The 25,592-nt window shown below is 73.6% G+C and carries 23 protein-coding genes and 1 tRNA gene; 13 read left to right on the top strand and 11 right to left on the bottom strand.

Features of this window, described 5'->3' with window-relative positions; translation table 11 throughout:
* On the bottom strand, positions 1–897 hold the full coding sequence (locus tag ACZ6IM_RS27480) for a Cgl0159 family (beta/alpha)8-fold protein (protein ID WP_052841952.1): 897 nt from the start codon (positions 895–897) through the stop codon (positions 1–3).
* A 13-nt stretch (positions 898–910) separates the two neighbouring features.
* Entirely contained in the window at positions 911–1,873 is a 963-nt protein-coding gene (gene iolC, locus ACZ6IM_RS27475; protein ID WP_469559903.1) for a 5-dehydro-2-deoxygluconokinase, read from the bottom strand.
* A 252-nt stretch (positions 1,874–2,125) separates the two neighbouring features.
* Here iolC and ACZ6IM_RS27470 point away from each other — a divergent pair, with 252 nt between their 5' ends.
* The 5 genes from ACZ6IM_RS27470 to ACZ6IM_RS27450 all read left to right on the top strand — a co-directional run bounded on the left by ACZ6IM_RS27470 (position 2,126) and on the right by ACZ6IM_RS27450 (position 6,654).
* Positions 2,126–3,148: a sugar ABC transporter substrate-binding protein gene (locus ACZ6IM_RS27470; RefSeq protein WP_052841950.1), complete on the top strand. Its 1,023-nt coding sequence runs from the start codon at positions 2,126–2,128 to the stop codon at positions 3,146–3,148.
* Positions 3,148–4,224: an ABC transporter permease gene (locus tag ACZ6IM_RS27465; protein WP_052841949.1), complete on the top strand. Its 1,077-nt coding sequence runs from the start codon at positions 3,148–3,150 to the stop codon at positions 4,222–4,224. The genes ACZ6IM_RS27470 and ACZ6IM_RS27465 overlap by 1 nt, the downstream gene beginning before the upstream one ends.
* 6 nt (positions 4,225–4,230) lie before the next feature.
* The gene (locus ACZ6IM_RS27460) at positions 4,231–5,220 is read left to right on the top strand and encodes an ATP-binding cassette domain-containing protein (RefSeq protein WP_052841948.1); all 990 of its coding nucleotides are present in this window, start codon (positions 4,231–4,233) and stop codon (positions 5,218–5,220) included.
* A gap of 2 nt (positions 5,221–5,222) precedes the next feature.
* A complete protein-coding gene (locus ACZ6IM_RS27455; protein ID WP_052841947.1) occupies positions 5,223–6,125 on the top strand; it encodes a sugar phosphate isomerase/epimerase family protein in 903 nt (300 codons plus the stop codon).
* A gap of 115 nt (positions 6,126–6,240) precedes the next feature.
* Complete coding sequence (locus ACZ6IM_RS27450) at positions 6,241–6,654, top strand: VOC family protein (RefSeq protein ID WP_052841946.1); 414 nt, start codon at positions 6,241–6,243, stop codon at positions 6,652–6,654.
* A 33-nt stretch (positions 6,655–6,687) separates the two neighbouring features.
* Here ACZ6IM_RS27450 and ACZ6IM_RS27445 read toward each other — a convergent pair whose 3' ends face one another.
* Together ACZ6IM_RS27445 and ACZ6IM_RS27440 are read right to left on the bottom strand one after the other, a co-directional pair.
* A complete protein-coding gene (locus ACZ6IM_RS27445) occupies positions 6,688–7,692 on the bottom strand; it encodes a Gfo/Idh/MocA family protein (RefSeq protein ID WP_052841945.1) in 1,005 nt (334 codons plus the stop codon).
* 71 nt (positions 7,693–7,763) lie between these two features.
* Positions 7,764–8,927 carry a phytanoyl-CoA dioxygenase family protein gene (locus ACZ6IM_RS27440; protein ID WP_052841944.1) on the bottom strand — a complete coding sequence of 388 codons (1,164 nt, stop codon included), beginning with the start codon at positions 8,925–8,927 and terminating at the stop codon, positions 7,764–7,766.
* Between the two features lie 130 nt (positions 8,928–9,057).
* On the opposite strand from ACZ6IM_RS27440, the gene ACZ6IM_RS27435 reads away from it, so the two are divergent.
* Complete coding sequence (locus ACZ6IM_RS27435) at positions 9,058–10,104, top strand: LacI family DNA-binding transcriptional regulator (protein WP_052841943.1); 1,047 nt, start codon at positions 9,058–9,060, stop codon at positions 10,102–10,104.
* A gap of 19 nt (positions 10,105–10,123) precedes the next feature.
* On the opposite strand, the gene ACZ6IM_RS27430 is transcribed toward ACZ6IM_RS27435, so the two are convergent.
* The 3 genes from ACZ6IM_RS27430 to ACZ6IM_RS27420 all read right to left on the bottom strand — a co-directional run bounded on the left by ACZ6IM_RS27430 (position 10,124) and on the right by ACZ6IM_RS27420 (position 12,966).
* Positions 10,124–11,287, bottom strand: a complete 1,164-nt coding sequence (locus ACZ6IM_RS27430; protein WP_052841942.1) for a Gfo/Idh/MocA family protein — start codon at positions 11,285–11,287, stop codon at positions 10,124–10,126.
* 102 nt (positions 11,288–11,389) lie between these two features.
* The gene (locus tag ACZ6IM_RS27425) at positions 11,390–11,743 is read right to left on the bottom strand and encodes a cupin domain-containing protein (protein WP_052841941.1); all 354 of its coding nucleotides are present in this window, start codon (positions 11,741–11,743) and stop codon (positions 11,390–11,392) included.
* 236 nt (positions 11,744–11,979) lie between these two features.
* Positions 11,980–12,966: a bile acid:sodium symporter family protein gene (locus ACZ6IM_RS27420; RefSeq protein ID WP_052841940.1), complete on the bottom strand. Its 987-nt coding sequence runs from the start codon at positions 12,964–12,966 to the stop codon at positions 11,980–11,982.
* A gap of 192 nt (positions 12,967–13,158) precedes the next feature.
* Between ACZ6IM_RS27420 and ACZ6IM_RS27415 the strand changes: the two genes are divergently transcribed.
* Together ACZ6IM_RS27415 and ACZ6IM_RS27410 are read left to right on the top strand one after the other, a co-directional pair.
* Positions 13,159–13,232, top strand: a tRNA-Pro gene (locus ACZ6IM_RS27415).
* Positions 13,233–13,432: 200 nt separating this feature from the next.
* The gene (locus ACZ6IM_RS27410; protein ID WP_052841939.1) at positions 13,433–14,107 is read left to right on the top strand and encodes a glutathione S-transferase C-terminal domain-containing protein; all 675 of its coding nucleotides are present in this window, start codon (positions 13,433–13,435) and stop codon (positions 14,105–14,107) included.
* A 157-nt stretch (positions 14,108–14,264) separates the two neighbouring features.
* Here the strand turns inward: ACZ6IM_RS27410 and absR1 are convergent, their stop codons facing one another.
* On the bottom strand, positions 14,265–15,344 hold the full coding sequence (gene absR1 / locus ACZ6IM_RS27405; RefSeq protein ID WP_052842018.1) for a beta-glucuronidase AbsR1: 1,080 nt from the start codon (positions 15,342–15,344) through the stop codon (positions 14,265–14,267).
* A gap of 78 nt (positions 15,345–15,422) precedes the next feature.
* Here absR1 and ACZ6IM_RS27400 point away from each other — a divergent pair, with 78 nt between their 5' ends.
* Entirely contained in the window at positions 15,423–17,234 is a 1,812-nt protein-coding gene (locus tag ACZ6IM_RS27400; protein ID WP_052841938.1) for a LuxR family transcriptional regulator AbsR2, read from the top strand.
* A gap of 18 nt (positions 17,235–17,252) precedes the next feature.
* On the opposite strand, the gene ACZ6IM_RS27395 is transcribed toward ACZ6IM_RS27400, so the two are convergent.
* Entirely contained in the window at positions 17,253–20,231 is a 2,979-nt protein-coding gene (locus ACZ6IM_RS27395; protein ID WP_469560039.1) for a CHAT domain-containing protein, read from the bottom strand.
* Positions 20,232–20,436: 205 nt separating this feature from the next.
* On the opposite strand from ACZ6IM_RS27395, the gene ACZ6IM_RS27390 reads away from it, so the two are divergent.
* The 3 genes from ACZ6IM_RS27390 (at position 20,437) to ACZ6IM_RS27380 (ending at position 23,005) form a co-directional block, all read left to right on the top strand.
* Positions 20,437–21,870, top strand: coding sequence for a S8/S53 family peptidase (locus ACZ6IM_RS27390; RefSeq protein ID WP_469559891.1), 1,434 nt, complete (start codon positions 20,437–20,439; stop codon positions 21,868–21,870).
* A 71-nt stretch (positions 21,871–21,941) separates the two neighbouring features.
* Positions 21,942–22,517: a sigma-70 family RNA polymerase sigma factor gene (locus ACZ6IM_RS27385; RefSeq protein ID WP_052841935.1), complete on the top strand. Its 576-nt coding sequence runs from the start codon at positions 21,942–21,944 to the stop codon at positions 22,515–22,517.
* Entirely contained in the window at positions 22,514–23,005 is a 492-nt protein-coding gene (locus tag ACZ6IM_RS27380; protein WP_469559888.1) for a hypothetical protein, read from the top strand. Before ACZ6IM_RS27385 ends, ACZ6IM_RS27380 begins: the two co-directional genes overlap by 4 nt.
* 25 nt (positions 23,006–23,030) lie before the next feature.
* Here the strand turns inward: ACZ6IM_RS27380 and ACZ6IM_RS27375 are convergent, their stop codons facing one another.
* Entirely contained in the window at positions 23,031–24,254 is a 1,224-nt protein-coding gene (locus ACZ6IM_RS27375; RefSeq protein ID WP_469559884.1) for a cytochrome P450, read from the bottom strand.
* Between the two features lie 83 nt (positions 24,255–24,337).
* The gene (locus ACZ6IM_RS27370; protein ID WP_469559881.1) at positions 24,338–25,135 is read right to left on the bottom strand and encodes an N-formylglutamate amidohydrolase; all 798 of its coding nucleotides are present in this window, start codon (positions 25,133–25,135) and stop codon (positions 24,338–24,340) included.
* 81 nt (positions 25,136–25,216) lie between these two features.
* On the opposite strand from ACZ6IM_RS27370, the gene ACZ6IM_RS27365 reads away from it, so the two are divergent.
* Positions 25,217–25,558 carry a DUF5713 family protein gene (locus ACZ6IM_RS27365; protein WP_052841931.1) on the top strand — a complete coding sequence of 114 codons (342 nt, stop codon included), beginning with the start codon at positions 25,217–25,219 and terminating at the stop codon, positions 25,556–25,558.
* Positions 25,559–25,592: the final 34 nt, after the last annotated feature.

Raw genomic sequence — 25,592 nt, 5'->3', positions numbered from 1 at the left:
TCACAGCAGTCCGACGGCCGTGTCCACCGCCTGCTCCACACTGCCCCCGGCCGGGTAGAGCAGCGAGCGGCCGACGACCATGCCCTGCACGGTGGGCAGCCTGAGGGCCTTGCGCCAGCGTTCGTAGGCCGCGGTCTGGTCCGCGGGGGAGCCTCCTATGTCGCCGCCGAGCAGCACCGCGGGCAGCGTGGAGGTCTCCAGCACCTCCGCCATGTCGTCCGGGTCCTGGGTGACGGGCAGTTTCAGCCAGGTGTAGGCGGAGGTGCCGCCGAGACCGGAGGCGATGGCGATGGAGCGGGTGACGGCCTCGGCCGACAGGTCGTTGCGGACCCGGCCGTCGACCCGGCGGGAGATGAACGGCTCGACGAACAAGGGCAGTTCGCGTGCCGCCATGGCGTCGACCGCCCGGGCGCTCGCCTCCAGCGTGGCCAGCGAGCCGGGGTCGTCGTAGTCGATGCGCAGCAGCAGCTTGCCCGCGTCGAAGCGCAGCCGGGCGATGTCCTCGGCGCGGTGGCCGGTGAAGCGGTCGTCCATCTCGAAGGCGGAGCCCGCGAGGCCGCCGCGGTTCATCGAGCCCATGACGACCTTGTCCTCCAGCACCCCGAGCAGGAGCAGGTCCTCCAGCACGTCGGCGGTGGCCAGCACCCCGTCGACGCCGGGCCGGGACAGCGCGGTGCACAGGCGTTCCAGCAGGTCGGCCCGGTTGGCCATGGCGAGCCCGCGGTCGCCGACGCCGAGCGAGCCGCGCGCCGGGTGGTCGGCGGCCACGATCATCAGGCGGCCGGAGTCGCCGATCAGCGGGCGGCGTACCCGGCGGGCCGCGGCCTCGGCGATCGCCTCCGGGTGCCGGGCGCGGACCGCGGTGAGGTCCGGGATGCTGGAGATGCTGAGGGACAAGGCGTTGCTCCGTTCAGGGAGTGGCTCGCGCGAGGAGGTCGTCGACCTCCGCCTCGGTGGGCATCGCGGAGGAACAGGCGAGACGGGAGGCGACGAGGGCGCCGGCCGCGTTGGCGTACCGCATGATCCGCTCCAGCTCCCAGCCGGAGAGCAGACCGTGGCACAGGGAGCCGCCGAACGCGTCACCCGCGCCGAGTCCGTTGACCACCTCGACCGGGACCGGCGGCACCTCGGCCGACCGGCCGTCGCGGTGCACGGCGAGGACGCCCTTCGGGCCCTGCTTGACCACCGCCAGCTCCACACCGGCCGCCAGCAGTGCCTCGGCGCAGGCGCGGGGTTCGCGCACGCCCGTGGCGATCTCGCACTCGTCCAGGTTGCCGACCGCGACGGTCGCGTGCGCGAGCGCCTCGGCGTAGTACGGGCGTGCCTGGTCCGGGTCGGTCCAGAACATGGGGCGCCAGTCCAGGTCGAACACCGTGGTGCCGGACTTCGCGCGGTGGGCGAGGGCGGCCAGGGTCGCCGTACGGCTCGGTTCCTCGCTCAGGCCGGTGCCGGTCATCCAGAAGATCGAGGCCGCGCGGATCGCGTCCAGGTCCAGCTCCTCCGGATGGATCACCAGGTCGGGAGCCTTGGGCCGGCGGTAGAAGTACAGCGGGAAGTCGTCCGGCGGGAAGATCTCGCAGAACGTCACCGGTGTCGGGTAGGCCACGACCGGGGTGACCCAGCGGTCGTCGACGCCGAACTCCCTCAGCGCGCCGTGCAGATAGGCGCCGAAGGGGTCGTCGCCGGTGCGGGTGATGACGGCGGTGGCACGGCCGAGCCGGGCGGCGGCGACCGCCACATTGGAGGCCGAGCCGCCGAGAAACTTGCCGAACGTCTCAACCTCCGCCAGGGGAACGCCCGTCTGCAAAGGATAGAGATCGACCCCGATGCGGCCCATCGTGATCAGATCGAAACGCGGGACTGACTCGGCCATGTGCGACGCTCCTTTGGCTGGGCGGGGGCCTGCCGCCTCCCAGGTGTATGACTCCTGAACGACGCTGTCAAGACTTTGTACTGACATTCGGACCTGTGAGTGAAATGATGTCTTGACAAAGTATTGACAGTGGGCGTCTCAAGGACTTGTATCCGGTCCCAGCGCAGCAACAGCCATTCTTCTCGGGTCTGGCACTCGGGTCTGGCACACGGCTCTCCCGTCGCACAGTCGCACAGTGAGGTGCAGGAAAAGATGGACCGCTCTTCGCACGCCCGCTCCCGCAGATTCGCCCCTGCCGTGGCCCTCGCCGCCGCCGCGGCCCTGACCCTCGCCGGCTGTTCCAGCAGCTCGGGCGGGAAGAAGGCCGACGAGGAGAGCGACTCGGGCGCCTCCGCGGGCAAGGCGAACACCCCCCGCATGACGGTCGCCCTGGTCACCCATCAGGCGCCCGGCGACACCTTCTGGGACATCGTCCGCAAGGGCGCCCAGGCCGCCGCCGACAAGGACAACGTCAAGCTCGTCTACTCCGCCGACCCGAACGCCGGCAACCAGGCCAACCTGGTGCAGAACGCGATCGACCAGAAGGTCGACGGCATCGCCGTCACCCTCGCCAAGCCGGACGCCATGCGGAGCGTCCTCGCCAAGGCGGAGAAGGCCGGCATACCCGTGGTCGGGCTCAACTCCGGTCTGGCGGACTGGAAGAAGCTCGGCCTGATGGAGTTCTTCGGCCAGGACGAGACCGTGGCCGGCGAGGCGCTCGGCAAGCGGCTGAACGAGGACGGGGCCAAGAAGGCCGTCTGCGTCATCCACGAGCAGGGCAACGTCGGCCTGACCCAGCGCTGCGACGGCGTGAAGAAGACCTTCGAGGGGTCCATCGAGAACCTCTACGTCAACGGCACCGACATGCCCTCGGTGAAGTCGACCATCACCGCCAAGCTCAAGCAGGACGGCGCCATCGACCACCTCGTCACGCTCGGCGCCCCCTTCGCCATGACGGCCGTGCAGTCCGTGGACGAGTCCGGCGGCAAGGCCAAGGTCGCCACCTTCGACCTCAACAAGGAACTGACCGGCGCCATCGAGAAGGGCGACATCGCGTTCGCCGTCGACCAGCAGCCCTACCTCCAGGGCTACCTGGCGGTCGACGGACTGTGGCTCTACAAGAACAACGGCAACTACAGCGGCGGCGGTGAGCAGCCGGTGCTGACCGGCCCGGCCTTCGTCGACAAGACCAACGTCAAGGCCGTCGCCGAGTTCGCCTCGAAGGGCACCCGGTGATGAGCATGGCCCAACAGGCTGAGCCGGCGGTGACCACACCGCCGGCCCCCGGCCCCCAGCAGACCGACGGGCGCACCCGCGAGCGCCCCGTGGCGCTGCGGCTGCTCGCCCGGCCCGAGGTCGGGGTCTTCCTCGGCGCCGTCGCCGTGTTCGTCTTCTTCCTGATCGCCGCGCCCACCCTCCGCGACGGCGGCTCCATGGCGACGGTCCTGTACCAGTCGTCCACCATCGGCATCATGGCGCTGCCCGTCGCCCTGCTGATGATCGGCGGCGAGTTCGACCTGTCCGCCGGTGTCGCCGTGGTCACCTCGGCGCTCACCGCCGGCATGCTCAGCTACCAGCTGACCATGAACGTCTGGATGGGCGTGATCGTCGCCCTCGTGGCCTCGCTGGCCGTCGGCGCCTTCAACGGCTGGGTGCTGATGAAGACCGGCCTGCCGAGCTTCCTGGTGACGCTGGCCACCTTCCTGGTCCTCCAGGGCGTCAACCTCGCCGTCACCAAGCTCGTCACCGGCAACGTCGCCACCGACGACATCAGTGACATGGACGGCTTCGACCAGGCCAAGGCCCTGTTCGCCTCGTCCTTCGACGTCGGCGGCGTCGAGGTGAAGATCACGGTCGTCTGGTGGCTGGTCTTCGCGGCCCTGGCCACCTGGGTGCTGCTGCGCACCAAGTACGGCAACTGGATCTTCGCCGTCGGAGGCAACCAGGACTCCGCCCGCGCGGTCGGCGTGCCGGTCACCTTCACGAAGATCACGCTGTTCATGCTGGTCGGCTTCGGTGCCTGGTTCGTCGGCATGCACCAGCTGTTCTCCTTCAACACCGTGCAGTCGGGCGAAGGCGTCGGCCAGGAGCTGATCTACATCGCCGCGGCCGTCATCGGCGGCTGTCTGCTCACCGGCGGCTACGGTTCCGCCATCGGCCCCGTCTTCGGCGCCTTCATGTTCGGCATGGTGAACCAGGGCATCGTCTTCGCGGGCTGGAACCCCGACTGGTTCAAGGCCTTCCTCGGCGTGATGCTCCTCGGCGCCGTCCTCATCAACCTGTACGTCCGCCGCGCCGCGACCCGGAGGTGATCGGAAATGACCAGCAAGACCCCAGCAGCCCCCGGCACCCACGGCGCCGTCCTCCCCGACCCCGCACCCGAGCAGGACCGCCCGCTCGTCGAACTGCGCCGCGCCGGCAAGTCCTACGGCAACATCCGCGCCCTGCACGGAGTCGACCTCACCGTCCACCCCGGCAGGGTGACCTGCGTGCTCGGTGACAACGGTGCCGGCAAGTCCACCCTCATCAAGATCATCTCCGGGCTGCACCAGCACACCGAGGGCGAGTTCCTCGTCGACGGCGAGGCCGTGCGCTTCGCCACCCCGCGCGACGCCCTCGCCCGCGGCATCGCCACGGTCTACCAGGACCTCGCGACCGTCCCGCTGATGCCGGTGTGGCGCAACTTCTTCCTCGGCTCCGAGATGACCAAGGGCCCCTGGCCCGTGCGCCGCCTCGACATCGCCCGCATGAAGCGGACCGCCGACGAGGAACTGCGCAACATGGGCATCGTCCTGGACGACCTCGAACAGCCCATCGGCACCCTCTCCGGCGGCCAGCGCCAGTGCGTCGCCATCGCCCGTGCCGTCTACTTCGGCGCCCGCGTCCTCATCCTCGACGAGCCCACCGCCGCGCTCGGCGTCAAGCAGTCCGGCGTGGTGCTCAAGTACATCGCCGCCGCCCGCGAACGCGGACTCGGCGTCATCTTCATCACCCACAACCCCCACCACGCCTACATGGTCGGCGACCACTTCAGCGTGCTGCGCCTGGGCACCCTCGAACTGAGCGCCGCCCGCGCCGACATCACCCTCGAAGCGCTCACCAACCACATGGCAGGCGGCGCCGAACTCGCCGCCCTCAAGCACGAACTGGCGCAGGTCGGCGGGGTCGACGTGGCGGCGCTGCCCGACCACGCGGACGATGCGGAGAAGGCCGCCGCGCCCGATACTGCCGACAGGACCGACGGCGCCGCATCCGGCGCCGCCGCATCCGACAGCACCGCATCCGGTACCGCCGAAGGGAAGGCCTGAGCATGCCCTCTGCCCTCGACCGCATCCGCGTCGGTTCGGCCCCCGACTCCTGGGGCGTCTGGTTCCCCGACGACCCCCGGCAGGTGCCGTGGGAACGGTTCCTGGACGAGGTCACCGAGGCCGGCTACGAGTGGATCGAGCTGGGCCCCTACGGCTACCTCCCCACCGACCCGGCCCGGCTCACCGACGAGGTGACCCGGCGCGGCCTCAAGGTCTCGGCGGGCACCATCTTCTGCGGCCTGCACCGCGGCCCCTCCGAGTGGGACGCCACCTGGGAACAGGTCAGCCGCGTCGCCGCCCTGACCCGGGCCATGGACGCGAAGCACCTCGTCGTCATCCCGTCCTTCTGGCGCGACGACAAGACCGCCGAGATCCTGGAGCCCCCGGAGCTGACCGGCGAGCAGTGGACCCACCTCACCCGGGGCATGGAGCGCCTGGGCCGCGAGGTGCGGGAGACCTACGGCCTGGACATCGTCGTCCACCCGCACGCCGACACCCACATCGACACCGAGGAGCACGTCGAGCGCTTCCTGGACGCCACCGACTCCGACCTGGTGAACCTCTGCCTGGACACCGGCCACTACGCCTACTGCGGCGGCGACAGCGTCAAGCTGATCGAGACCTACGGCGAGCGCATCGGCTACCTCCACCTCAAGCAGGTCGACCCGGAGATCCTCGCCGGCGTGCGGGAGGGCGGGGTGCCGTTCGGACCGGCCGTCCAGCGCGGCGTGATGTGCGAGCCGCCGGGGGGCGTGCCGGAGCTGGGCCCGGTGCTCACGGCGGCCCAGGAACTCGGCGTGGACCTGTTCGCCATCGTCGAGCAGGACATGTACCCCTGCGAGCCGGACAAGCCGCTGCCCATCGCGGTGCGCACCCGGAAGTTCCTGCGCTCCTGCGGGGCCTGAGACCGGCCGCGCCGGCGGGGGAGCGTCCCGCCGGTGCGCCGCTCGGCGGGCCGTCATGGGTGGTGCGCGCTAGCGTGCGCAGCACTGACCCCTCGTCCCGTTCCGGGAGGCACCCATGTCCTCGCGTCTCAACCCGTACCTCAGCTTCGACGGCGATGCCCGAGAGGCGATGGAGTTCTACGAGCAGGTGTTCGGCGGCAGCCTGGCGCTGAACACCTTCGGCTCGGCGGGCATGCCGGACCCCGCGTACACCGACAAGATCATGCACGCCATGCTGGAGACGCCGAGCGGCTTCACCCTGATGGGCGCCGACACGCCGCCCGGGATGGAGTACACGCCGGGGAACACCTTCGCGGTGAGTCTCAGTGGCGACGACGCGCGCGAGCTGCGCGGCTACTGGGAGAAGCTGTCCGCCGGCGGTTCCGTCGCCGTCCCCCTGGAGAAGCAGATGTGGGGCGACGTCTTCGGCATGTGCACGGACCGGTTCGGCGTCCAATGGATGGTGAACATCAGCGAGCCGGCGGGATGACCCCGCCGGCTCCGCCGGACCTCTGCGTCCCGCTCAGCCCCGCCGCACCTGAGCGATCGTCACCGGCCGGTGCTCGTGCAGCGAGAGGGTGCACGCCTCGGCGATCCAGCCCGCCTCCAGCGCGTCCTCGACCGTGCAGGGCGAGGGGCGGGTACCGGCGACGACCTCGGTGAACGCGGTCAGCTCGGCGCGGTAGGCGGCGGCGAAGCGGTCCATGAAGAAGTCGTGCGGAGTACCGGCCGGGAAGGTCGTGCCCGGCTCGACCGAACGCAGCGGCAGCCTGTCCTCCAGTCCGACGGCGATCGAGTCGTCGAAGCCGTGGATCTCCATGCGGACGTCGTGACCGCGGCCGTTGTGGCGGCTGTTGGAGACCAGGGCGACGGTGCCGTCGTCCAGGGTGAGGACCGCGCCGGTGGTGTCCGCGTCGCCCGCCTCCCGGATGAAGCCGGCGCCGCGGTTGCCGCCGACGGCGTACACCTCGCTCACCTCGCGCCCGGTCACCCAGCGGATGATGTCGAAGTCGTGCACCGAGCAGTCCCGGAAGATGCCCCCGGAGGCGGCGACGTACGCAGCGGGCGGCGGCGCCGGGTCCAGCGTGGTCGACCGGACGGTGTGCAGCGTGCCCAGCTCGCCGCTGCGCACGGCGGCCCGCGCGGCGGCGAACCCGGCGTCGAAGCGGCGGTTGTAGCCGATCTGGACCGGCACGTCGCGGCCCGCGAGCGCCTTGAGCACCTCGACGCCCTCCGTCATGGTGCGGGCGACGGGCTTCTCGCAGAAGACGGGCACACCGGCCTCGACGGCGGCGAGGATCAGGTCAGGGTGGGCGTCGGTCGCCGCCGCGACCACCACACCGTCCACACCGGCGGCCAGCAGGGCCTCGGGCGAGTCCGCGACCTCGGCGCCGAACCGCTCGGCGGCGGCCTTCGCGGCGTCCGCGAACGGGTCGGCCACGACGAGCGAGCCGACGGCGTCGAGTCCGGCGAGGGTCTCGGCGTGGAAGGCGCCGATGCGGCCGAGGCCGAGGATTCCGATACGCATGTGCTTGGCTGCTCCTTGCTCGGGGTGGTGTGGGGTGTCCGTGCCGGGGCCCGTGCCCCGTACGCCCCCGCTCACCGGCTCTCTCGTCGTACCCGGCCCGCCCGCAGCCGCTCGCGGAGCGCGTTCGGCGTCCACTCCTCGCGCAGCGCCCGCCGTACGAGGTCCGCCTGGGAGGGCGGTGCCAGGCCGTCGACCGGCGGGTCGCGGTCGAGGTTGGTGGGGAAGGGGTACCCCTCCGCGCTCGCGGCGACCACGTGCTCCAGCCACCGCTCGCCCACGCCCTCGGCCTTCCGTTTCAGCAGCACCGGGTAGACGGCGTCCACCACCGCCTCCCGGTCCACGGTCTCCATGGCCCGGCCGAACGCGGAGGAGATCTGGAGCAGGTTGGCCATGCGGCGCAGGCCCGCGGAGCGGTTGGCGCCCGCCGCGTGGAACAGCGCGGGGTTGAAGAAGACCGCGTCGCCCTTGGCCAGCGGCAACTGCACGTGGCGTGCCTCGAAGAAGGCCCGGAACTCCGGCAGCCGCCAGGCCAGGTAGCCCGGCTCGTACTTCTGGGAGTGCGGCAGGTACATCGTGGGCCCGGACTCCACGGGCATGTCGCAGTGTGCGACGGCGCCCTGGAGCGTGAGCACCGGGGAGAGGCGGTGCACGTGCGCCGGGTACGTGGCCGCGGCCTCGCCCGAGAGGAAGCCCAGGTGGTAGTCGCGGTGCGCGGTCTGCGCGGCACCGCCCGGGTTGACCACGTTGATCTGGGAGGTGACCTGGTAGCCGGGGCCGAGCCAGGCGCGGGCGACCAGGGCCAGGGCGTCGTTGGCGTAGTACGCGGCGAACGCCTCCGGGTCGCGCAGGGCCGCCTTCTCCAGGGCGTTCCACACCCGGTCGTTGGCGCCGGGCGCGGCGAAGTGGTCACCGGCGGCGGCGCCCGAGGCGCGCTGCTCGGCGATCAGCGCGTCGAACACGGCCGTGGCCCGGTCGACCACCGCCGGGTCCGGGAAGGCGCGCTCGAGGACGACGATGCCGGGGCCGTCGGCGAGGGCGTGGACGAGTTCGGCCGCCGTCTCCGGGTCGTCGCGCAGGTCCCCGGCGTCGTACACGGGGACGTTGCGCTCCACGGCGGAGGCCCGCGGGTACGCGGCCGGGTCGGTCGGCTGCTCGACGAGCGCGCGGAAGGCGTCGAGGTCGCAGTCGCGTTCGGAGAGTGGGGCGCGGTGGGCGGGGACGGGCGCTGCGGGCATCGTCGTCCTTTCGCTGACAGGGGCGACGCGGTGCTGTCATTCTTGTCCTGACAAACGCGTCGAACAACCAGCAGGCGGCCATCAAAAACCCCTCAGAGTGCGCCGCACGGACGAAGCGGAGGAGCCGGCCATGGGGCACCCCTTCCCGATCCGGGAGATCGCACGGCAGGCGGGCCTGAGCGAGGCCACCGTCGACCGGGTGCTCAACGGCCGCGGCGGCGTGCGCGAGAGCACCGCGTTCGAGGTGCGCCGGGCCATCGCCGACCTGGACCGCCAGCGCACCCAGGTGCGGCTGGTCGGCCGCACGTTCATGTGCGACATCGTGATGCAGGCGCCGGAGCGCTTCTCCACCGCCGTGCGGGCCGCGCTGGAGGCCGAACTGCCCGCCCTGCACCCCGCCGTGGTGCGCTGCCGCTTCCACTTCCGCGAGACCGGCCCGGCCGGGGAACTGACCGGCACCCTGGACCGGATCGCCCGGCGCGGCTCCCAGGGGGTGATCCTCAAGGCCCCGGACGTCCCCGAGGTGACCGCCGCCGTCGGCCGGCTGACCGCCGCGGGCGTCCCCGTCGTCACCCTGGCGACGGACCTGCCGGTCAGCTCCCGTGTGGCCTACGTCGGCATCGACGACCGGGCGGCCGGCGCGACCGCCGCCTACCTCATGGGCCAGTGGCTCGGCGACCGCCCCGGCCACATCCTCACCAGCCTCAGCAGCGGCTTCTTCCGCAACGAGGAGGAACGCGAGATGGGCTTCCGCGGCGTCATGCGGGCCCGGCACCCCGGGCGGGCCCTCGTCGAGATCGCCGAGGGGCAGGGCCTGGACGCCACCCAGTACGACCTGGTGCGGGCCGCGCTCGAACGCGATCCGGAGATCCGGGCGGTCTACTCGATGGGCGGCGGCAACATCGCCACCCTGCGCGCCTTCGCGGACCTCGGCCGCCGCTGCGAGGTGTTCGTCGCCCACGACCTCGACCAGGACAACACCCGGCTGCTGCGTGAGCGGCGCCTGTCCGTGGTCCTCCACCACGACCTGCGCCAGGACCTGCGCGAGGCCTGCCGCCACGTGATGCGGGCCCACGGCGCCCTGCCGTCCGCGGGTCCCTCGCGGCCGTCGGCGATCCAGGTCGTGACACCGCACAACATGCCTTGCGACACGCCCTTCGACGCCGCGACCGTGTGACGCCCGGCGGCCTTCCGGCTCAGTCGGACGCCTCGGGTCCGACCCAGGTGCCGCGCTCCGCCGACCGCGTCATCGCGTCCAGCACGGCCGCGCTGTGCACGGCGTCCGTCAGAGTCGCGCCGTACGGGGTGCCCTCCGCGATCGAGCGCAGGAAGCGGTGGGCCTCCACCACCTTCAGGTCGTCGTAACCCATGGCGTTCGCGGCCCCCGGCTGGAAGGCGGCGAACTCGCCGTGCCCGGGGCCGACGTACACGGTGCTCACGGGCTGGTCCTGGTACTCCGTGCCGCGGCTGACGCGCAGTTCGTTCATGCGGCGGAAGTCCCAGGACACCGCGCCCGTGGTGCCGTGCACCTCGAAGCCGTAGTTGTTCTGCTCGCCGACGGACACCCGGCAGGCCTCCAGGACACCGCGGGCGCCGGAGGCGAAGCGCAGCAGGCAGCTGACGTAGTCCTCGTTCTCGACCGGGCCCAACTCGCCGCCCGTGGCACGCGCGTGACCGGCGGTGGCGGCGGCGGGGCGGGCCCGCTCCGGCAGGAAGACCGCCGTGTCGGCGGTCAGCGACGCGATGTCGCCGAGCAGGAACCGGGCCAGGTCCGCGCCGTGCGAGGCCAGGTCGCCGAGCACCCCGCTGCCGCCGCGCTCCCGCTCGTAGCGCCAGGTCAGCGCGCCTTCCGGGTGGGCGGCGTAGTCGCTGAAGAGCCGGATGCGGGCATGGGTGACGCTCCCGATGTCACCGGCGGCGATCAGGTCGCGGGCGGCCTCCACGGCGGGGGCGTTGCGGTAGTTGAAGCCGACCGTGCCCTGCACACCGGCCTCGGCCACCGCGTCCGCCACCGCCCGCGCGTCGTCTGCGGACAGGCCGACCGGCTTCTCCACCCAGATGTGCTTGCCCGCCCCGGCCATCGCGACGGCGATCTCGCGGTGCAGGAAGTTGGGGGCGGTGATGCTGACCGCGCGCACCCGCGGGTCCGCCGCCACCTCGCGCCAGTCGCGGGTCGTGGAGGCGAACCCGAACTGCGCGGCGGCCTCCTCGGCCCGCCCCGGCACCTCCTCCGCTACCGTCACCAGCTCCGGGCGCAGCGCGAGGTGCGGATAGTGGTGCCGGACCCGGGCGTACGCCTGGGTGTGCACCCGGCCCATCCAGCCGAAACCGACGACGGCGACACCGAGTGCCTCGACCATGAGAGCCCCTCTTCGGACCTGTCCGTGATCTGTCCAGCGTGATCTGTCCAGGCCACCCTGGGCGGGCGTCGGCATCATGTCAACCTTTTGACAGGACAAACCTCATGGCCGGCCCAGGTCGATCGCATAGGCCTTGCGCAGCGTCTCGTGCACCGTCCACGTCGTACGGTCGCCCTCGCGCAGTACCGCCAGGTCGCCCGGCCCGACCGTGAGCGTCGGGCCGCTCGCGACCTCGATCGTGGCCGAGCCGCTGAGCACGACGAACACCTCGTCCGCCTCGGTGTCGGTGACCACCTCCGGCGTGATCTGCCAGACGCCGCGCACCCGGCGGCCGTCCGGCGACTCCCAGACCACCTTGCCGGTCACCTCGGGTGTGCCGGACACGATCTGGCCGGGGTCGAGCGGCTCGGGTTCGAGCTCGGCGTGGGGGACGTGGACAACGAAGCTGTGGGTCATGCCGCGACGTCAACCAGTGCCTGCCGGGCGCCAGGGGAGACAGGGTGTGGGGGATCGGGCCGGGCAGGCGGACACTTCGTCGCGGTCCGCGCGGGGGTGAGCAGCGCGAACGGAACTCCTGGACGGAGGCCGAGCGCGCCAAGGGACCGGACTGGGGCCCGAGGGCCACCGCGTCCCGCTCCCTCCACGGCACCCCGCCGGTCGCCTGACAGGTCCCGACAGCTCTCGCGCTCGGCTCACCGACCCCGTCGCGACAGCCACGCCGCCACCACCGCGCCGGACACGTTGTGCCAGACGGAGAAGACCGCGGCCGGCAGCGCCGCCAGGGGGCTGAAGTGGGCGGTGGCCAGCGAGGCGGCGAGACCGGAGTTCTGCATGCCGACCTCGAAGGCCATGGCACGGCTGCCGGGCTCACCCAGTCTGCCGAGGCGCCCCGCGCCGTAGCCGAGGGCCAGACCGAGCCCGTTGTGCAGGACGACGGCGACGAAGACCAGCCCCGCGGCCGACTTGATGGCGTCGGCGCTGCCCGCCACGACGACCGCCACGATCACGGAGATCGTCAGCGCGGACAGCCAGGGCAGCGCCGGCAGCGCCCGCTGCACGTACCGTCCCGCGAGCAGCCGTACGACGACGCCCGCGAGGACCGGCAGCAGCACCGTCTTGAGGATGTCGGTGACCATGGACCCGGCGTCCACCGGGAGGTACTCTCCGGCCAGCAGCAGGGTCAGCGGCGGGGTGACCAGCGGGGCGACCAGCGTGGAGACGGTCGCGACGGAGACGGACAGGGCGACGTCGCCGCGAGCCAGGTAGGTCACCACGTTGGAGGCCGTACCGCTGGGCGCACAGCCCACCAGGATCACGCCGGCGGCGAGCTGCGGCGGCAGGTCGAGCAGGTGGGCGATGGCCCAGCCGAGCCCCGGCATGATGACGTAGTGCGCGCCGAGCCCGAGCGCCACCGCCCAGGGGCGCTTCACGACGCCGCGGAAGTCCTCCGGGGTCATGGTGATGCCCATGCAGAACATCACGACACCCAGCAGGTACGGCACCGCCTCGCTCCACCCGGTGAAACTCCCGGGGAGCAGCAGGCCGAGGGCGCCGGCCAGGAGGACGAGGACCGGGAAGACGGTCACGGCACGCCGCGCGGAGCGGTCGCCGGTGACGTCGTCACCGAGGTGTTCGTCGCGTTCGTCGTGTTCGTTGTTCGCGGTTCTTTCGGTTCGCACCGTGCGAGGTAACGCCTGGTGGGCGGCGTGACGCAACGGCGTCTCGCGATGTGATCATCCCATCCGACCTGTGAGCGGACCGGGCCCGGCCCACTCGGCCGCCCGCGTGGGAGGGTTGGCTGGCGACTCCGTCCCACCGCGCGGATGGGGTAGGCTTGACCAGCGCGATCGCGGAAGACGCGGATCGCGCACCGGGACGTGGCGCAGCTTGGTAGCGCACTTGACTGGGGGTCAAGGGGTCGCAGGTTCAAATCCTGTCGTCCCGACGGTTGCGAAGGGTCTTCGCGGGCGGAAGCTCGCGGGGGCCCTTTTCGTCGTGGCGCCTCGTCCTCGTGCCTGATCGTGGTGCCTCGTCCCGGCCCGGGCCGTTTCTTGGTGGGCGGACACCCCCTTGACGCGTCCTCGGCGCCGGTCGACACTTCCCCAGTAATCCTAGTGATTAGGTAGGGAAACATCCGGGAGAACCATGACCGTCACACCGCTCGTCCCTGCCCCCGCCTTCCGCGGTCGGATCGGCCGCGACCCGAGGAGCGGCCACTACGCCGTGCCGCGCCGCTACCGCCTCCACCTGTCGCCCGGCCACGACGACTGTCTGGGCATCGCCGTCGTGCACCGCCTCCTCGGCCTGGCCGAGATCTGTCCGGTGACCCTCCTGGCCCGGCGCCCCGACTGTCCCGACGGCGGATACGCCGACCTGCGCCCGCTGTACGAGGCGAGCGCCCACCACTACCGGGGTCCTGCCGTCGCGCCGGTGCTCAGCGACGGCTGGTCCGGCCGGATCGTGAGCACGCACGCGCGCGACATCATGCGCGACCTCGCCCGGTCCTTCACCCCTCCCGCCGGCCCGGTGCTGTATCCCCGCGGCGCGGAAGCGGAGATCGCCGCCGTCGAGGAGCTGTGCGCCCGGGCCGCCGACCCCGCGGCGCTGCCCGGCGTACTCGACCTCCTGGAGCGGCGCCTGACCGCGCACTCCCACGTCGTCGGCGACCGGTTGACCGCCGCCGACATCGAGGTCTGGGCGGCCCTCGTCCGACGCGACACCCCGCGGCGTGCGGACGACCACCCCGCGCTGTGGTCCCACGTCCGGGGCCTGACCGCCCACCCGGCCTTCGGCCGTGCCCTCGCGGGCCGTCCCGCCTGACACGACGGGACCCGTGGAAGTCGCCGTGTCCGCCGCCCCCCAGCGGCGGACACGGCATGTGCCGCGACGCGTCGCCCTCCCCCGAAGGCGGCGCGTCGCGGCCGGCCCCCGGCGCCGGTCCGTGGCCACGGCGCCCGGGTGCTCGTGAGCCGCGCGGTCACCAGTACATGACCGCCGTCTCGCCGGCACCCCACGAGGAGTACAGGCGCACCCGGACGACATAGCGGCGGCCCTTGACGAAACGGGCCCTGATCGTGGCGTTGCGGGGACTTCCCCCGTCGTCCTGTCCGGCGAAGTAGCGGGGCACGCCGTCCCGCTCCTCGAACACGACGACGACGGCGTCGCTGTCGCCGAAGGTGCCCACGGTGTACTCGCGGGTCTCCGGCGGGTCCACACGGAAGTCGGCCTGCTCGCCGGGCCCGAGACCCAACGGCACCGAGCGGAACGGCACCAGCGGACCGGGCCGGCCGGTGGGCGGGTACCAGCGCAGGGCGAACTCCTTGTCGGCGGCGGAGAGTGTACCGGGCGGGTGCAGGCCCGAGCGGTAGTGCTCGGGTTCCAGGATCAGCCCCGACGGGAAGGGATACTCCATGATCGACTGCGGGTCCCAGACCGGGCCGTTGGCCTCGTCGCCGTCCAGCTTGCGCAGGATGTTGTGGAAGGTCCGCTCCCGGCTCCAGTGGTTGGGCGGGCCCGCCAGCTCGGCGTAGACGGCCTCGTCGTCCCAGAGGATGCCCGCGTACGGGTTCTGGTGCTCGTGCAGCATGCCGAGCGCGTGCCCGATCTGGTGCAGGGCGGTCGCCCGCTCACCCGGCGCGGTCAGGTCCCAGCCGAAGTTCATCGTACGGTCGTTGAGCCCGACCCGCAGCGCGTCCTTGCCCACCGCCGACCAGGACCCGTCGCCGGGCTGGAAGCCGATGCGCAGCTCCGCCTCCGACCGGTCGCGGACCTCTTCGAGGTCGAGCCCGATGCCGAGGTCCAGCCACTGCCGGAAGCAGTCGCGCACCACGTCCCGCTGCTCCTCGGTCCCCACCCACGACCCCCGCCGGGGCCGCCCGGTGCCCGGCATCGGGACCACCGAGGTGTCGGTGTCGCCACCGAGGAAGCAGTAGTGCAGCACCGTTCCGTTGACCCACATCCGCTGCCCGCCGACGAGCGCGGCGGCACGCTCGGCGGCCAGCCCCGGTGCGAGCACGGGGGCCGGCTGCTGCGCGAGCGAGCAGTAGCGTGCGGTCATGGTCATCAGGGTGCCGTCCGGACCGGTCCCGGCGCCTGAGTCGGGGGGTACTCAAGTCACCCTGTATCAGGGGTGAGTATGCCGGCTCATGTTGCCGTGACGACTTCTCTGCGGGACGCGAAGAGGCTGGAGACCCCCTGGCCGTTCACCGGCCGGGCGGACGAACTGGAGCTGGTGCGCGGGTCCGTGGCGGCCGGCCGGGGCGGGCTCGTGGTGACGGGCCCGGCGGGCGCGGGCAAGACCAGGCTCGTGACCGAGGCCGTGCGCGGCACCGACACGGTCCGCGCCGCCGGGACGCCCGAGACCGGGGACATCCCCTTCGCCGCCTTCGCCCACCTGCTGCCCGAGCGGGTCACCCTGCACCGCGCGGTCCAACTCCTGTCCGGTGTACGGCTGCTGCTGGTCGACGACGCACACCTGCTCGACGATGCCTCCGCCGCCCTCGTGCACCAGCTCGCCGTGCACGGCCGCACCCGCCTCCTGGTCGTCGCCACCGACGGCGCCCCCGTACCGGGCGCGGTGTCCCGGCTGTGGTCCGGTGAGCTGCTGCCGCGCCTCGCCCTGGAACCGCTGCCCCGCGAGGAGACCGCCGAACTGCTCACGGCCGGCACGGACACCGCCCTGGAGCCGCTCACCGTCGACCGGCTGTACCGCTTGGGCCGGGGGGACCTGCGGCTGCTGCGCGAACTGCTGACCGCCGTGCGCGGGGGCGGCCGGCTCGTGCCGGTGCCGGACACGGACCAGTGGGCGTGGCGGGGACCGGTGCCGCTCACCCCGGCGGTCCGCGAGCGCGCCGCCCACGTCCTCGACCGCACCCGCACCGAGGAGCGGGAGACGCTCGAACGCCTCGCCTTCGCCGAGCCCCTGCCCCTGGACCTGGACGCCCTCGACATACGGACCCTGGAGCCGCTGGAGGCCGAGGGACTGGTCACCGTAGACGACCACGGCGCCACCCGTCTCGCACACCCCCTGCACGGACCGGTGCTGCGCGCCGCCGCCGGCCGGCTGCGGGCCCGGCGCCTGGCCGGCACCCCGGACCGGACCGGCCCCGCCCTGGAGGCGGAACGGGCCGCGCTCGCCCGGCGCGTCGAGCAGGCCGACGTACGGGCGACCGAGGCCCCCGTGGGGGAGTGGCTGGTCGCCGAGGGAGCACCGCTGCCGACCCGGTACGCGGCCCTGCGGGCCAGGTACGCACGGCTGCGCGGACGGCTGCGCGAAGCCGCGGCCTGGGCCCGCGAGGGCCTGCGGACCCAGCACGACGATCCGGACTGCCGCACCGAACTCGCCCTGGCCGCCGCACAGTCGGGGGACGCGGCGCCGGGCGTCGCGGCGGCGGCCGCCACGTGGGCCGCCGCCGCGCGCGGTGACCTGGACGAAGCGGTCCGGACGGCCGGCCGGGGCGACCCGTACGACGCCGTCCGGCTCGGCGCACCCGAGCGGGCGGCGGGCCGGCTGACCGGCGTCTTCGCCGCGCACGCCGACGCCCTCGCGCGCGCGGACGGACCGGCACTCGACCGGGTCGCCGAGGAGCTGGAACGGCGCGGGTTCCTGCTGTTCGCCGCCGAGGCCAGCGCCCAGGCGGTAGGCGCCCACCGCGACCCGCGGGCCGCGCGCACCGCCCGGACCCGTGCCGCCGCCCTCGCCCGGCGCTGCCAGGGCGCCCGCACCCCGGCGCTGTCCGGCCTGGTGCTCGGCGAACTCACCGCCCGGCAGCGCCAGATCGTCACGCTCGCCGCCGCGGGCCTGAGCAACCGGCAGATCGCGGAGCGGCTGACCCTGTCCGTCCGCACCGTCGGCAACCACCTCTACGGCGCCTACACCCGCCTCGGCGCGGCCGACCGCGGCGCCCTGCCCTGGCTCGTGGAACTGCCCGAGCCCCAACCCGCCTGATCCGGCGGCCCCGGCGTCTCAGGCCGCACCGAACGCCGAGAAGGCCCACCCCGTCGCCTGGTGCACCGCGTCGCCCGGCAAGGAGGCCCGCGCGTCACGCAGGGCCTCCGCCAGGGACAGGCCCGCCTCCAGCCCCTTGTGCAGCGCGAGCATCAGCGGCACCACCGCGGCGTCGTTGACCGGCGCGGTGCACGCCACCACCCCGGCCGTGCCCAGCGGCAGCAGCGCGGTGACCAGGCCCAGCAGCTCGTCGGCGCCGACCGACGCGAAGCGCGCGGTGTCGCAGCAGGGCAGGATGATCCGGTACGGGCTGCGGTCGAGCCGCTCGAAGTCGTGCACGATGAGCGGCCCGTCCGCCATCCGCAGCGAGGAGAACAAGGGGCTGTCCGCACGGAAGGTCCCGTGCGCCGCGATGTGTGCCAGGGCGGCCCCGTCCAGCTCCCGCAGGACCCGTGGCACCCGCGCGTCGTCGCCCTCCAGCACGACGGTGGTTCCACGCGCGGCGGCACCACCCCCGGGCACGTCCGCGATGCGGTGGCCGCCATCGCCGGACCGCCCCGCACCGTCGCGTTCTCGGCGACCGGACCGACCGCCGTCGTCGTCGGGCCGGGGAACCCGAGTCGTGGCGACACCCGCCACGGCCGACACCCCACGCTCCCGCCCGCCGCGCGGCGCTCCATCGAGCGTTGCGGTCCGTTCCCCGTGCACCCGCCCGCCGGGCGCCGGCACCGCCCACGCTCCGGCCGGGTCTTCCTGCTCGCCGCGGCCCGGTCCGTCGTGCGGCGGTACGTCACGGGTCCGCGCCGGCTGGTCCCGCCCGCCCTGGGACGGCACCTCGCGCGTGCTCGGCGGTGCCCCGGGCGGCGTGCCCGTGCCGGTCCCTGCCGGTGTCCGTCGCCCGGTGTACCGGTCGGACAGTTCGGGAACCTCGGCGCCGCCGCTCGCCAGGCCGGGGCCGCGGACCAGGACCTGGCGGCCGCCGGGCGGGGGAGCGGTGTCCCGCGCGCGCAGCCAGCTGCTCGCCGACGGCGACACGCTCAGCACCCGTTCCCGCAGGGCGGGCAGCAGGGCCCACGGCACCCGGTGCAGCCGGCCCGGCGGGACCACGACGACCGGGCCGGACCCGAGGTGGGCCGCGGCGGGACCGAGCAGCAGGTGCTGAAGCCGGGCGCCGGCCGCCTCCACCAGGGGCAGCCGCGCCTCGGCTCCAGGATGGGCCAGCCGCCGCAGCCCGGCCTGTACGTGCTCGGCCTCCACCTCCGCCTCGGCGAGCAGCCCGGCCTCGAACCGCCGTACCCGCCCCTGCCCGCACAGCAGCACGTGCACGCGCCCGTCGAGCACCGCCAGCTCCACCAGCCGCACTTCGTCGCCCAGCCGCCGCAGCAGCCGCGCCACGTCGAACCGGTCGCCGTCGCCGGGCGCCTCGCCCCGCATGTGCAGGGTGCGGGAGCGGATCTCCCGCTCCAGACGCCGCTGCTCGCGTTCCAGCGCGGGAGCCGGCCGGCCGCCGTCCGTGCGGGCCTCCTCCGCGCGGGCGGCGAGTTCCCGGAACGCCGTCATGGCGGTGAGCAGCACCGGATCGGCCGGCGGCCGCGTCGGCGGCGCCGACAGCACCGTCGCCCGCCAGCGCTCGCTCCATCCCAGCAGCCGTCGCGGCCCGCCCGAGACCAGCGACGCCCGCTGGGCCAGCGCCGCCAGCTCCGCGCCCTGCGCGGTGGCCCGGGCCCGCAGCTCCGAGGCGCCCAGCGTCATACGGTGGTCGTCCAGGACGTCCAGGCCGCGCCGGCAGGCTTCCAGGACGCCCCGCGCCGACCCCGCCGCCCGCGCCCGCAGCGCCTGCGCCGCCCAGCCCGTCATCCGCGCCAGCGGCGGCCCGCCGTGCCGGCTGCGCGCGGCCACCGCCAGATGGCGTTCCGCGTCCGCCATCCAGCCGAGGCCCAGCGCGATCCGGCCCGCCAGCAACGAGGCCTCCGGCGCCGCCGGGGCCCCGAAGGCCGCCAGCCGCTCCGCCACCGCCGCCGCGTCCGCGACCAGCCGGCCCGACCTGCGTCCCGTGGCGACCCGCGCCTCGATCAGCACCAGCCGGGCGTGCGTCTCGTACCAGGTGCGCCGCTGCCCGGCGAACAGCCGCACCGCGACGGCCGCGCGCGCGAGCGCGGTCTGCGGCTCGTCCGCCAGCCGGGCCGCCCGCGCGGCCACCAGCAGCAACTCCGCCTTGCGGGTGGACTGCCCGCCGATCCCGTCCAGCGCCGCGATCGCCGTGTCCGCCTCCGCCAGCGCCTCGGTGGCCAGCCCCGCCGCCATCAGCACCTCGCAGCGCCGGATGGTGAGCATGAACGTCGGTGTGCCCAGCTTCGCGTACCGCTCCTCCGCCTCGTCGAGCAGCCGCAGCGCCGCCGGCACGTCACCCGACCGGAACGCCGCCAGGCCCCTGCTCTCCACCGCGTCGGCCTTGTCGTGCTCCTGGCCCGTGGTGTCCCACAGCGCCTCCGCCGCGGTGAAGTCGGCGTCCGCCCGCTCCACCGAGCCCAGCGCCAGATGCACGGTCGCCCGCAGCGTCAGCGCCCGCGCAGTCCAGATCACGTCCTCCGCCTGCCGCAGCACCGGGATCGCCCGCCGTACGTCCTCCAGCGCCTCGCCGTGCCGGCCGAGGACCCACCACACGTAGGCCCGCCGGTACAGCACCCGCGCGCGTGTGTGCCCCGTCCCGCGCGCCACGCCGCGCTCGAAGGCCTCCAGCCCCGCCCGGGTACGGCCGGCGTGCACCAGCGCCACCCCGAGCGTGGCCAGGACGTCCGCCTCCCGCTCCGCCGACTCCGCGCGCGCGGCGAGGTCACGGGCGCGCCGCAGATGGGCCAGGGCCTGCCGGGTGTCGCCGAAGTCCCGCTGCCAGATGCCGATCACCTGATGGGCGACCGAGGCGTGCAGCGGCGAGGGGTCGGCGCCGAGCAACTCCTCCGCCCGCGCCAGCGCTTCGCCCGGGGCGGCGAACACCATCGGCAGCAGGTCGAGAACCGGGTCGTTGCGCGCTGTCACTCCACGGATGGTAGTGCTCCGGAACCACGCCACACAGGTCCGAGTCTGTATCAATCGGCGGCCCGGGGACTCTGATTGACGACCGCCGTCACCACTGTGGTCACGTCCGCAGTCACCACCCCGCCCCGACCGTCGTCACCGCCACCGCCTCAGTGGAGGGCATGCCATGGCACCACAGCGATTCCGTGAGCAGTTCGACCAGATCCAGCGCTCGATGCCGGGCGTCCCGCTGGCGATGGGACCCGACGACTCCGCCGAGTTCTTCTACGAGAAGGGCGTCGTCCTCGCCCGCGACGGCGAGGAGGCACGCCTCGTCGAGGACACCGTGCGCGACCACTTCACCACCATGGCCGGACTGACGCCGGACCACGTGCGCCGGGCGAGCCCCGAGACCAACCGCACCGGTATCACCCGCATCCAGGTCGCCGACCCGGGCGAGGGCGCCGGCGGCGGCGACCCCACCGTCGCCCACGCCCTGCGCTCCCTCAGGACGGTGGAGGGCCGTGCGGGCCGCCGGCTGATCAGCCGCAACCACGTCGTCTCCATCGCCGTCAACGCCTGCCCCGGCGACGAGCCCGTGCCCGTCCCGCTGAGCGAGCCGCCGAACCCGGCCGCCGACACGACGCCGTACGACGCCGCGAGCGCCGTCGGCGTCCTCGTCATCGACACCGGTCTCATGCACGACTACCGGTCCTACCCGCTGCTGGCCCACACCGAGGGCGACGCCCAGATCAGGGAGTGCGACGACGACGGGGTGCTGTGCCAGTACGTCGGGCACGGCACGTTCATCGCCGGTCTGGTCGCCGCCGTCGCCCCCAACACCGAGGTGACCGTCCGCAACACCCTCAACGACGCGGGCGCGATCCTGGAGTCCGAGCTGGGCGAGAAGCTCTTCGAGGCCGTCGACCGCGGCGGCTGGCCCGAGGTCCTCAGCCTCTCCGCCGGCACCTCCAACGGCCGCACCGACGGCCTGCTCGGCGTGCACGCCTTCATGGAGGAACTCCGCGACCAGCGCACCCTGCTGGTCGCCGCCGCGGGCAACAACGCGAGCGCCACGCCGTTCTGGCCCGCCGCCTACGCCACCCTGCCCGGCTGGGAGGACTCGGTGCTGTCGATCGGGGCGCTGCGCTCCGACGGCGAGTTCGGCGCCTGCTTCAGCAACCACGGCGGCTGGGTGCGGGCCTACGCCCCCGGCGAGCGCCTCACCAGCTCCCTCACCGGCTTCGGGACACCCGTGCCGTACGTCTACCAGCACTCCACCTACGACGCCTGCCGGTTCGGCTTCACCTACCCCTGCACCTGCCAGTACCCCCGGCACAACGGGGTGCTGAGCGAGCCGGGCGAGGCGCCCGCCAAGCCGGACCAGGTGATGTTCGAGGGGCACGCGCAGTGGAGCGGCACCTCCTTCGCCACCCCCGTGGTCGCGGGGCTGGTCGCCTCCCACATGACGGCGCACAAGGAGACCGATCCGCGCGCGGCCGGCCGACAACTGCTCGCGGCCAACACCGAGTACGCGGAGGTGCGCGGGGCGCACGTGCCCGCCCTGCTGCCGCCCACCTGGCGCCCGGTCGCCTTCGACCCGTCGGCGGGCGGGTCGTGAACGGTCTGCTGGCGGTCGGAACCACCCGCTCCACGGCGTACGATGGCAGGTCGTACACGAGGGGTGGGACCGTGGACCGTGCAGATGTCGGGGCGCTCGTCCAGTCGGCGGCCGACGGGGACGCGGCGGCCTGGAAGGCACTGGTGGACGGGCTCGGCCCGCTCGTGTGGTCCGTGGCGAGGTCGCACGGGCTGTCCGACGCCGACGCGCACGAGGTGTACCAGACCGCCTGGTTCCGCTTCGCCCAGCACCTGGGGCGGATCCGGGAACCGGAGAAGTCCGGCTCCTGGCTGGCGAGCACGGCCCGGCACGAGTGCCTGAAACTGCTCAGGGCCTCCAGGCGGTGGACGCCGACCGACGATCCGCAGCTGCTCGACCGGCCGAGCGAGGACCGCACGCCGGAGGAGTCGGTGCTCGACTCCGAGGAGGCCGCCGCGCAGACCGAGCGCGTACGGCTGCTGTGGCAGGAGTTCGAGGAACTGGGCGAACGGTGCCGCCAGTTGCTGCGGGTGCTGATCTCCTCGCCACCGCCCAGTTATCAGGAGGTGTCCGCCGCGCTGGGTATCGCGGTGGGCAGCATCGGGCCGACGCGCCAGCGCTGTCTGCGCCGGCTGCGGGCCCGGCTGGAGGCACGGGGGACCAAATGAGCGATCTGAACGACGAACGCGGCGAACGCGACGAGTACGACGAGCGCGACGGAGAACTGTACGACGGCCTCCTGGAGGAGGAGCTGCGGCAGGCCGCCGCGATCCTGGACCCGGTCCCGGCCGAGCTGCGGCGGGTCGCCGTGGACGCCTTCGCCCTGCGCGACCTGGACGTCCGCGTCGCCGAGCTGACCTTCGACTCGCTGGTGGACGGCATCCCCGTCAGGGGGGAGTCGGACCCGCCGCGGATGCTCACCTTCCAGTCGGACGGGATGACCGTCGACGTCGAGGTGACCGCGCGGGGCCTGATCGGCCAGCTGCTGCCGCCGGGCCCGGCCGGGATCGAGGTGCTGAGCGGGCCGCGGGCGCACGCCCGGCTGACGGCCGACGACATGGGCAGGTTCACCGGCGAGGCCCCGCCCGCCGGCCCGTTCGCGCTGCGGCTGCGGACCGGCCGGGAGGTGGTCGTGACGGAGTGGCTGCGGACCTGACGCGCGCCGCGTACCGAGCGCGGGGCTACCAGGCGCAGGGCAGCGTGCGCGGCCCCCGGATCATGGTCTTGCGCCGCCAGGCCACCTGCTCGGCCGAAACCGCGAGGCGCAGCCCCGGCAGCCGGTCGAGGAGCGTGTCGACCAGCAGCTCGGTCTGCATCCGGGCGAGCACGGCACCCGTGCAGAAGTGGTGCCCGTTGCCGTACGTCAGGTGCGGGTTGGGGTCGCGGTCCAGGTCGATGCGGTCCGGGTCGGGGAAGACGTCCGGATCGCGGTTGGCGGCCAGGTACGAGACGTACACCGGGTCACCGGCGGCGATGCGCGTCCCGTGCACCTCGACGTCCTCCAGGGCGATACGGGCGAGGCCCACCGAGGTGCGGTGCGAGATCCAGCGCAGCAGCTCGTCCAGCGCCGGGCCGCGCGCCTCGGGCCGTTCGCGCATCCGGGCCATCAGCTCGGGACGGGTGAGCAGCAGGTACAGCATCTGGCCGACGTTGTGCGTGACGGCCTCGCCGCCGATCTGGAGCGGCCCCGCCAGCCCGACGGCCTCCGTCTCGCCGACCTCGCCGCGGCCCACGGCGGCGCCGAGCATCGAGTACACGTCGTCGCCGTCGCTGTCGGCCCGGGCGCGGACCGTCTCGGTGATCCAGCCGTACAGGCCCTGCTTCGCCCGCTCGGCGGCCTCGGCGCCACCGGAGGTCGAGATGATCTGCCGGGTCCAGGAGTGCACGCGTTCCCGGTCGGCGGCGGGCACGCCCATCACCTCGCTGACGACCGTTATCGGGAAGGGCTCCAGGACCCGCTCGACCAGGTCGGCCGGCGGCCCTTCGGCCAGGATCCCGTCCACCAGCCCGTCGAGGATCTCCTGCGCCCGGGGCCGCAGCCGATTCGTCGCGCCCACGGTGAAGGCGCCCGCGACCGCGCGCCGCAGCCGGTTGTGGTCGGGCTGGTCGGCGAAGGCGAGGGAGCCAGGGCGGGGCTTGAAGTGCGGGGCGAGCCGGGTGATCTGACGCCTCGTCACCTCGGCCCGCCCGAAGCGCGGATCGTTCGTGATCGCCTTCACGTCGTCGTACCGCGTCGCCAGCCAGGCCCAGCCCTCGCCGTGCGGGAGCCGGACGCGGGTCAGCGGCCCCTCGCGCATCAGCTCGGCGAGGACCGGGTCGAACTCCGGGCCGTCCAGGTCGAGGGCGGGCCAGTCCCGCACCGGGGGCGGCGACTGGCCGGTGAGCGTGGTGGTCTCCTGCGTCATCCCCCCACCCTCTCCGCGCCCCCGCCCGGCTGTCGCGCGGGAGTGCTCCAGCCGGTGGTCGGCGGGGGCGGAGGCCAGGGGGGTCAGGCGGTCACGGAGTCCACGAGCGCCGCGAGCGACTCGGCGAGCCGGGACGCCCCCGGCCCGGCCGGACCGCCCGGCTCCGTCATGTAGGTGTCCCGGCGGATCTCCACCATCAGCGCGCCGACCTCGGCCCGCGTCCCGTAGAAGTCCAGCGGCACGTACGCCCCGCCGAACGGGCTGTCCAGCCCGGTCTCCCCGCACGGGGCGAACGCCGCCCGGGCCGCGGCGAGCAGCCCGGGCGGCGTGTGGAAGGCGTCGGTGCCCAGGCACACGGGCGGGCGCGGGCCCTCGCCGTGCAGTTCGTAGGGGAGCGGCTCGGCCTGGTAGGAGTGCACGTCGACGATCACCGCCCGACCGGTGGCCGCGAGACGGTCGGCGACCGCCTCGGTCATGGCCCGCGCGTACGGCCGGAAGTACCGCTCGATCAGCGGCGCGGGGTCCGTGTCCCCGGGGCGCAGCACCTCGCGGTGCGACGTCCGCGTGTACACGGCGCCCATCCCGGCCGCGTTCATCTCCTCCCGCTCGTCCGGGAACCGCTCCGGGTCCACGACCAGCCGCGAGGCCCGGTTCACGAACCGCCAGGGAGTGAGACCGGCCAGCTCGGCGGCCCGAGCGGCGATCTCCGCGGTGTGCGCGTCGGTCATGTGGTCCAGCTCCCGCTCCAACTCGGCGTCGGACAGCACGATGCCGGGACGGACGTCGGCCGGCACCTCGCGGGAGGAGTGCGGCACGTGCAGCAGCACGGGGGAGTGGGGGGCACCCGGCAGCAGCTCGAAGGCGGGCGGGGCGTCGGTCACGGGGCGGCTCCGAGGGCGTTGTCAGTGGGGTGCGGCAGGATCGCGGGGACGGTACCGGGCAGCGAGGACAGGGGGGGCGTCGTGTCGATCACCAACCAAGAAGTGGCCGCACATCGGTTTCTGGAGGGGCTCTACGAGGACGACTACTTCCCGGAGCAGGTGGTGGACCGGGGCCGCGCGATCCTGCTCCGGCTGTGTGCACGCGTGGAGGCGGAGCGGCCGGGCGACCTGACGGCGCTCTACGCGCTGACCCACGCGGCCACCGAGGAGTTCAACGAGCTGGAGGCGGCCTTCGACGAGGCGGGCAGCGAGATCGAGACCACGGCCCGGGAGGAGATCGGCGAGGCCTTCTGGTTCGTGGCCCGGGCCTACGGCTTCCCGGACGCGGACCCGGAGGAGCTGATCGCACCACGGGAGTGGTGAAGCGGCGGCACCCCGCCTCCGACGGGACGGAGAC

The sequence above is a fragment of the Streptomyces sp. NPDC042336 genome, from assembly GCF_055581985.1.
This window is presented reverse-complemented; position numbering and strand designations above follow the sequence as displayed.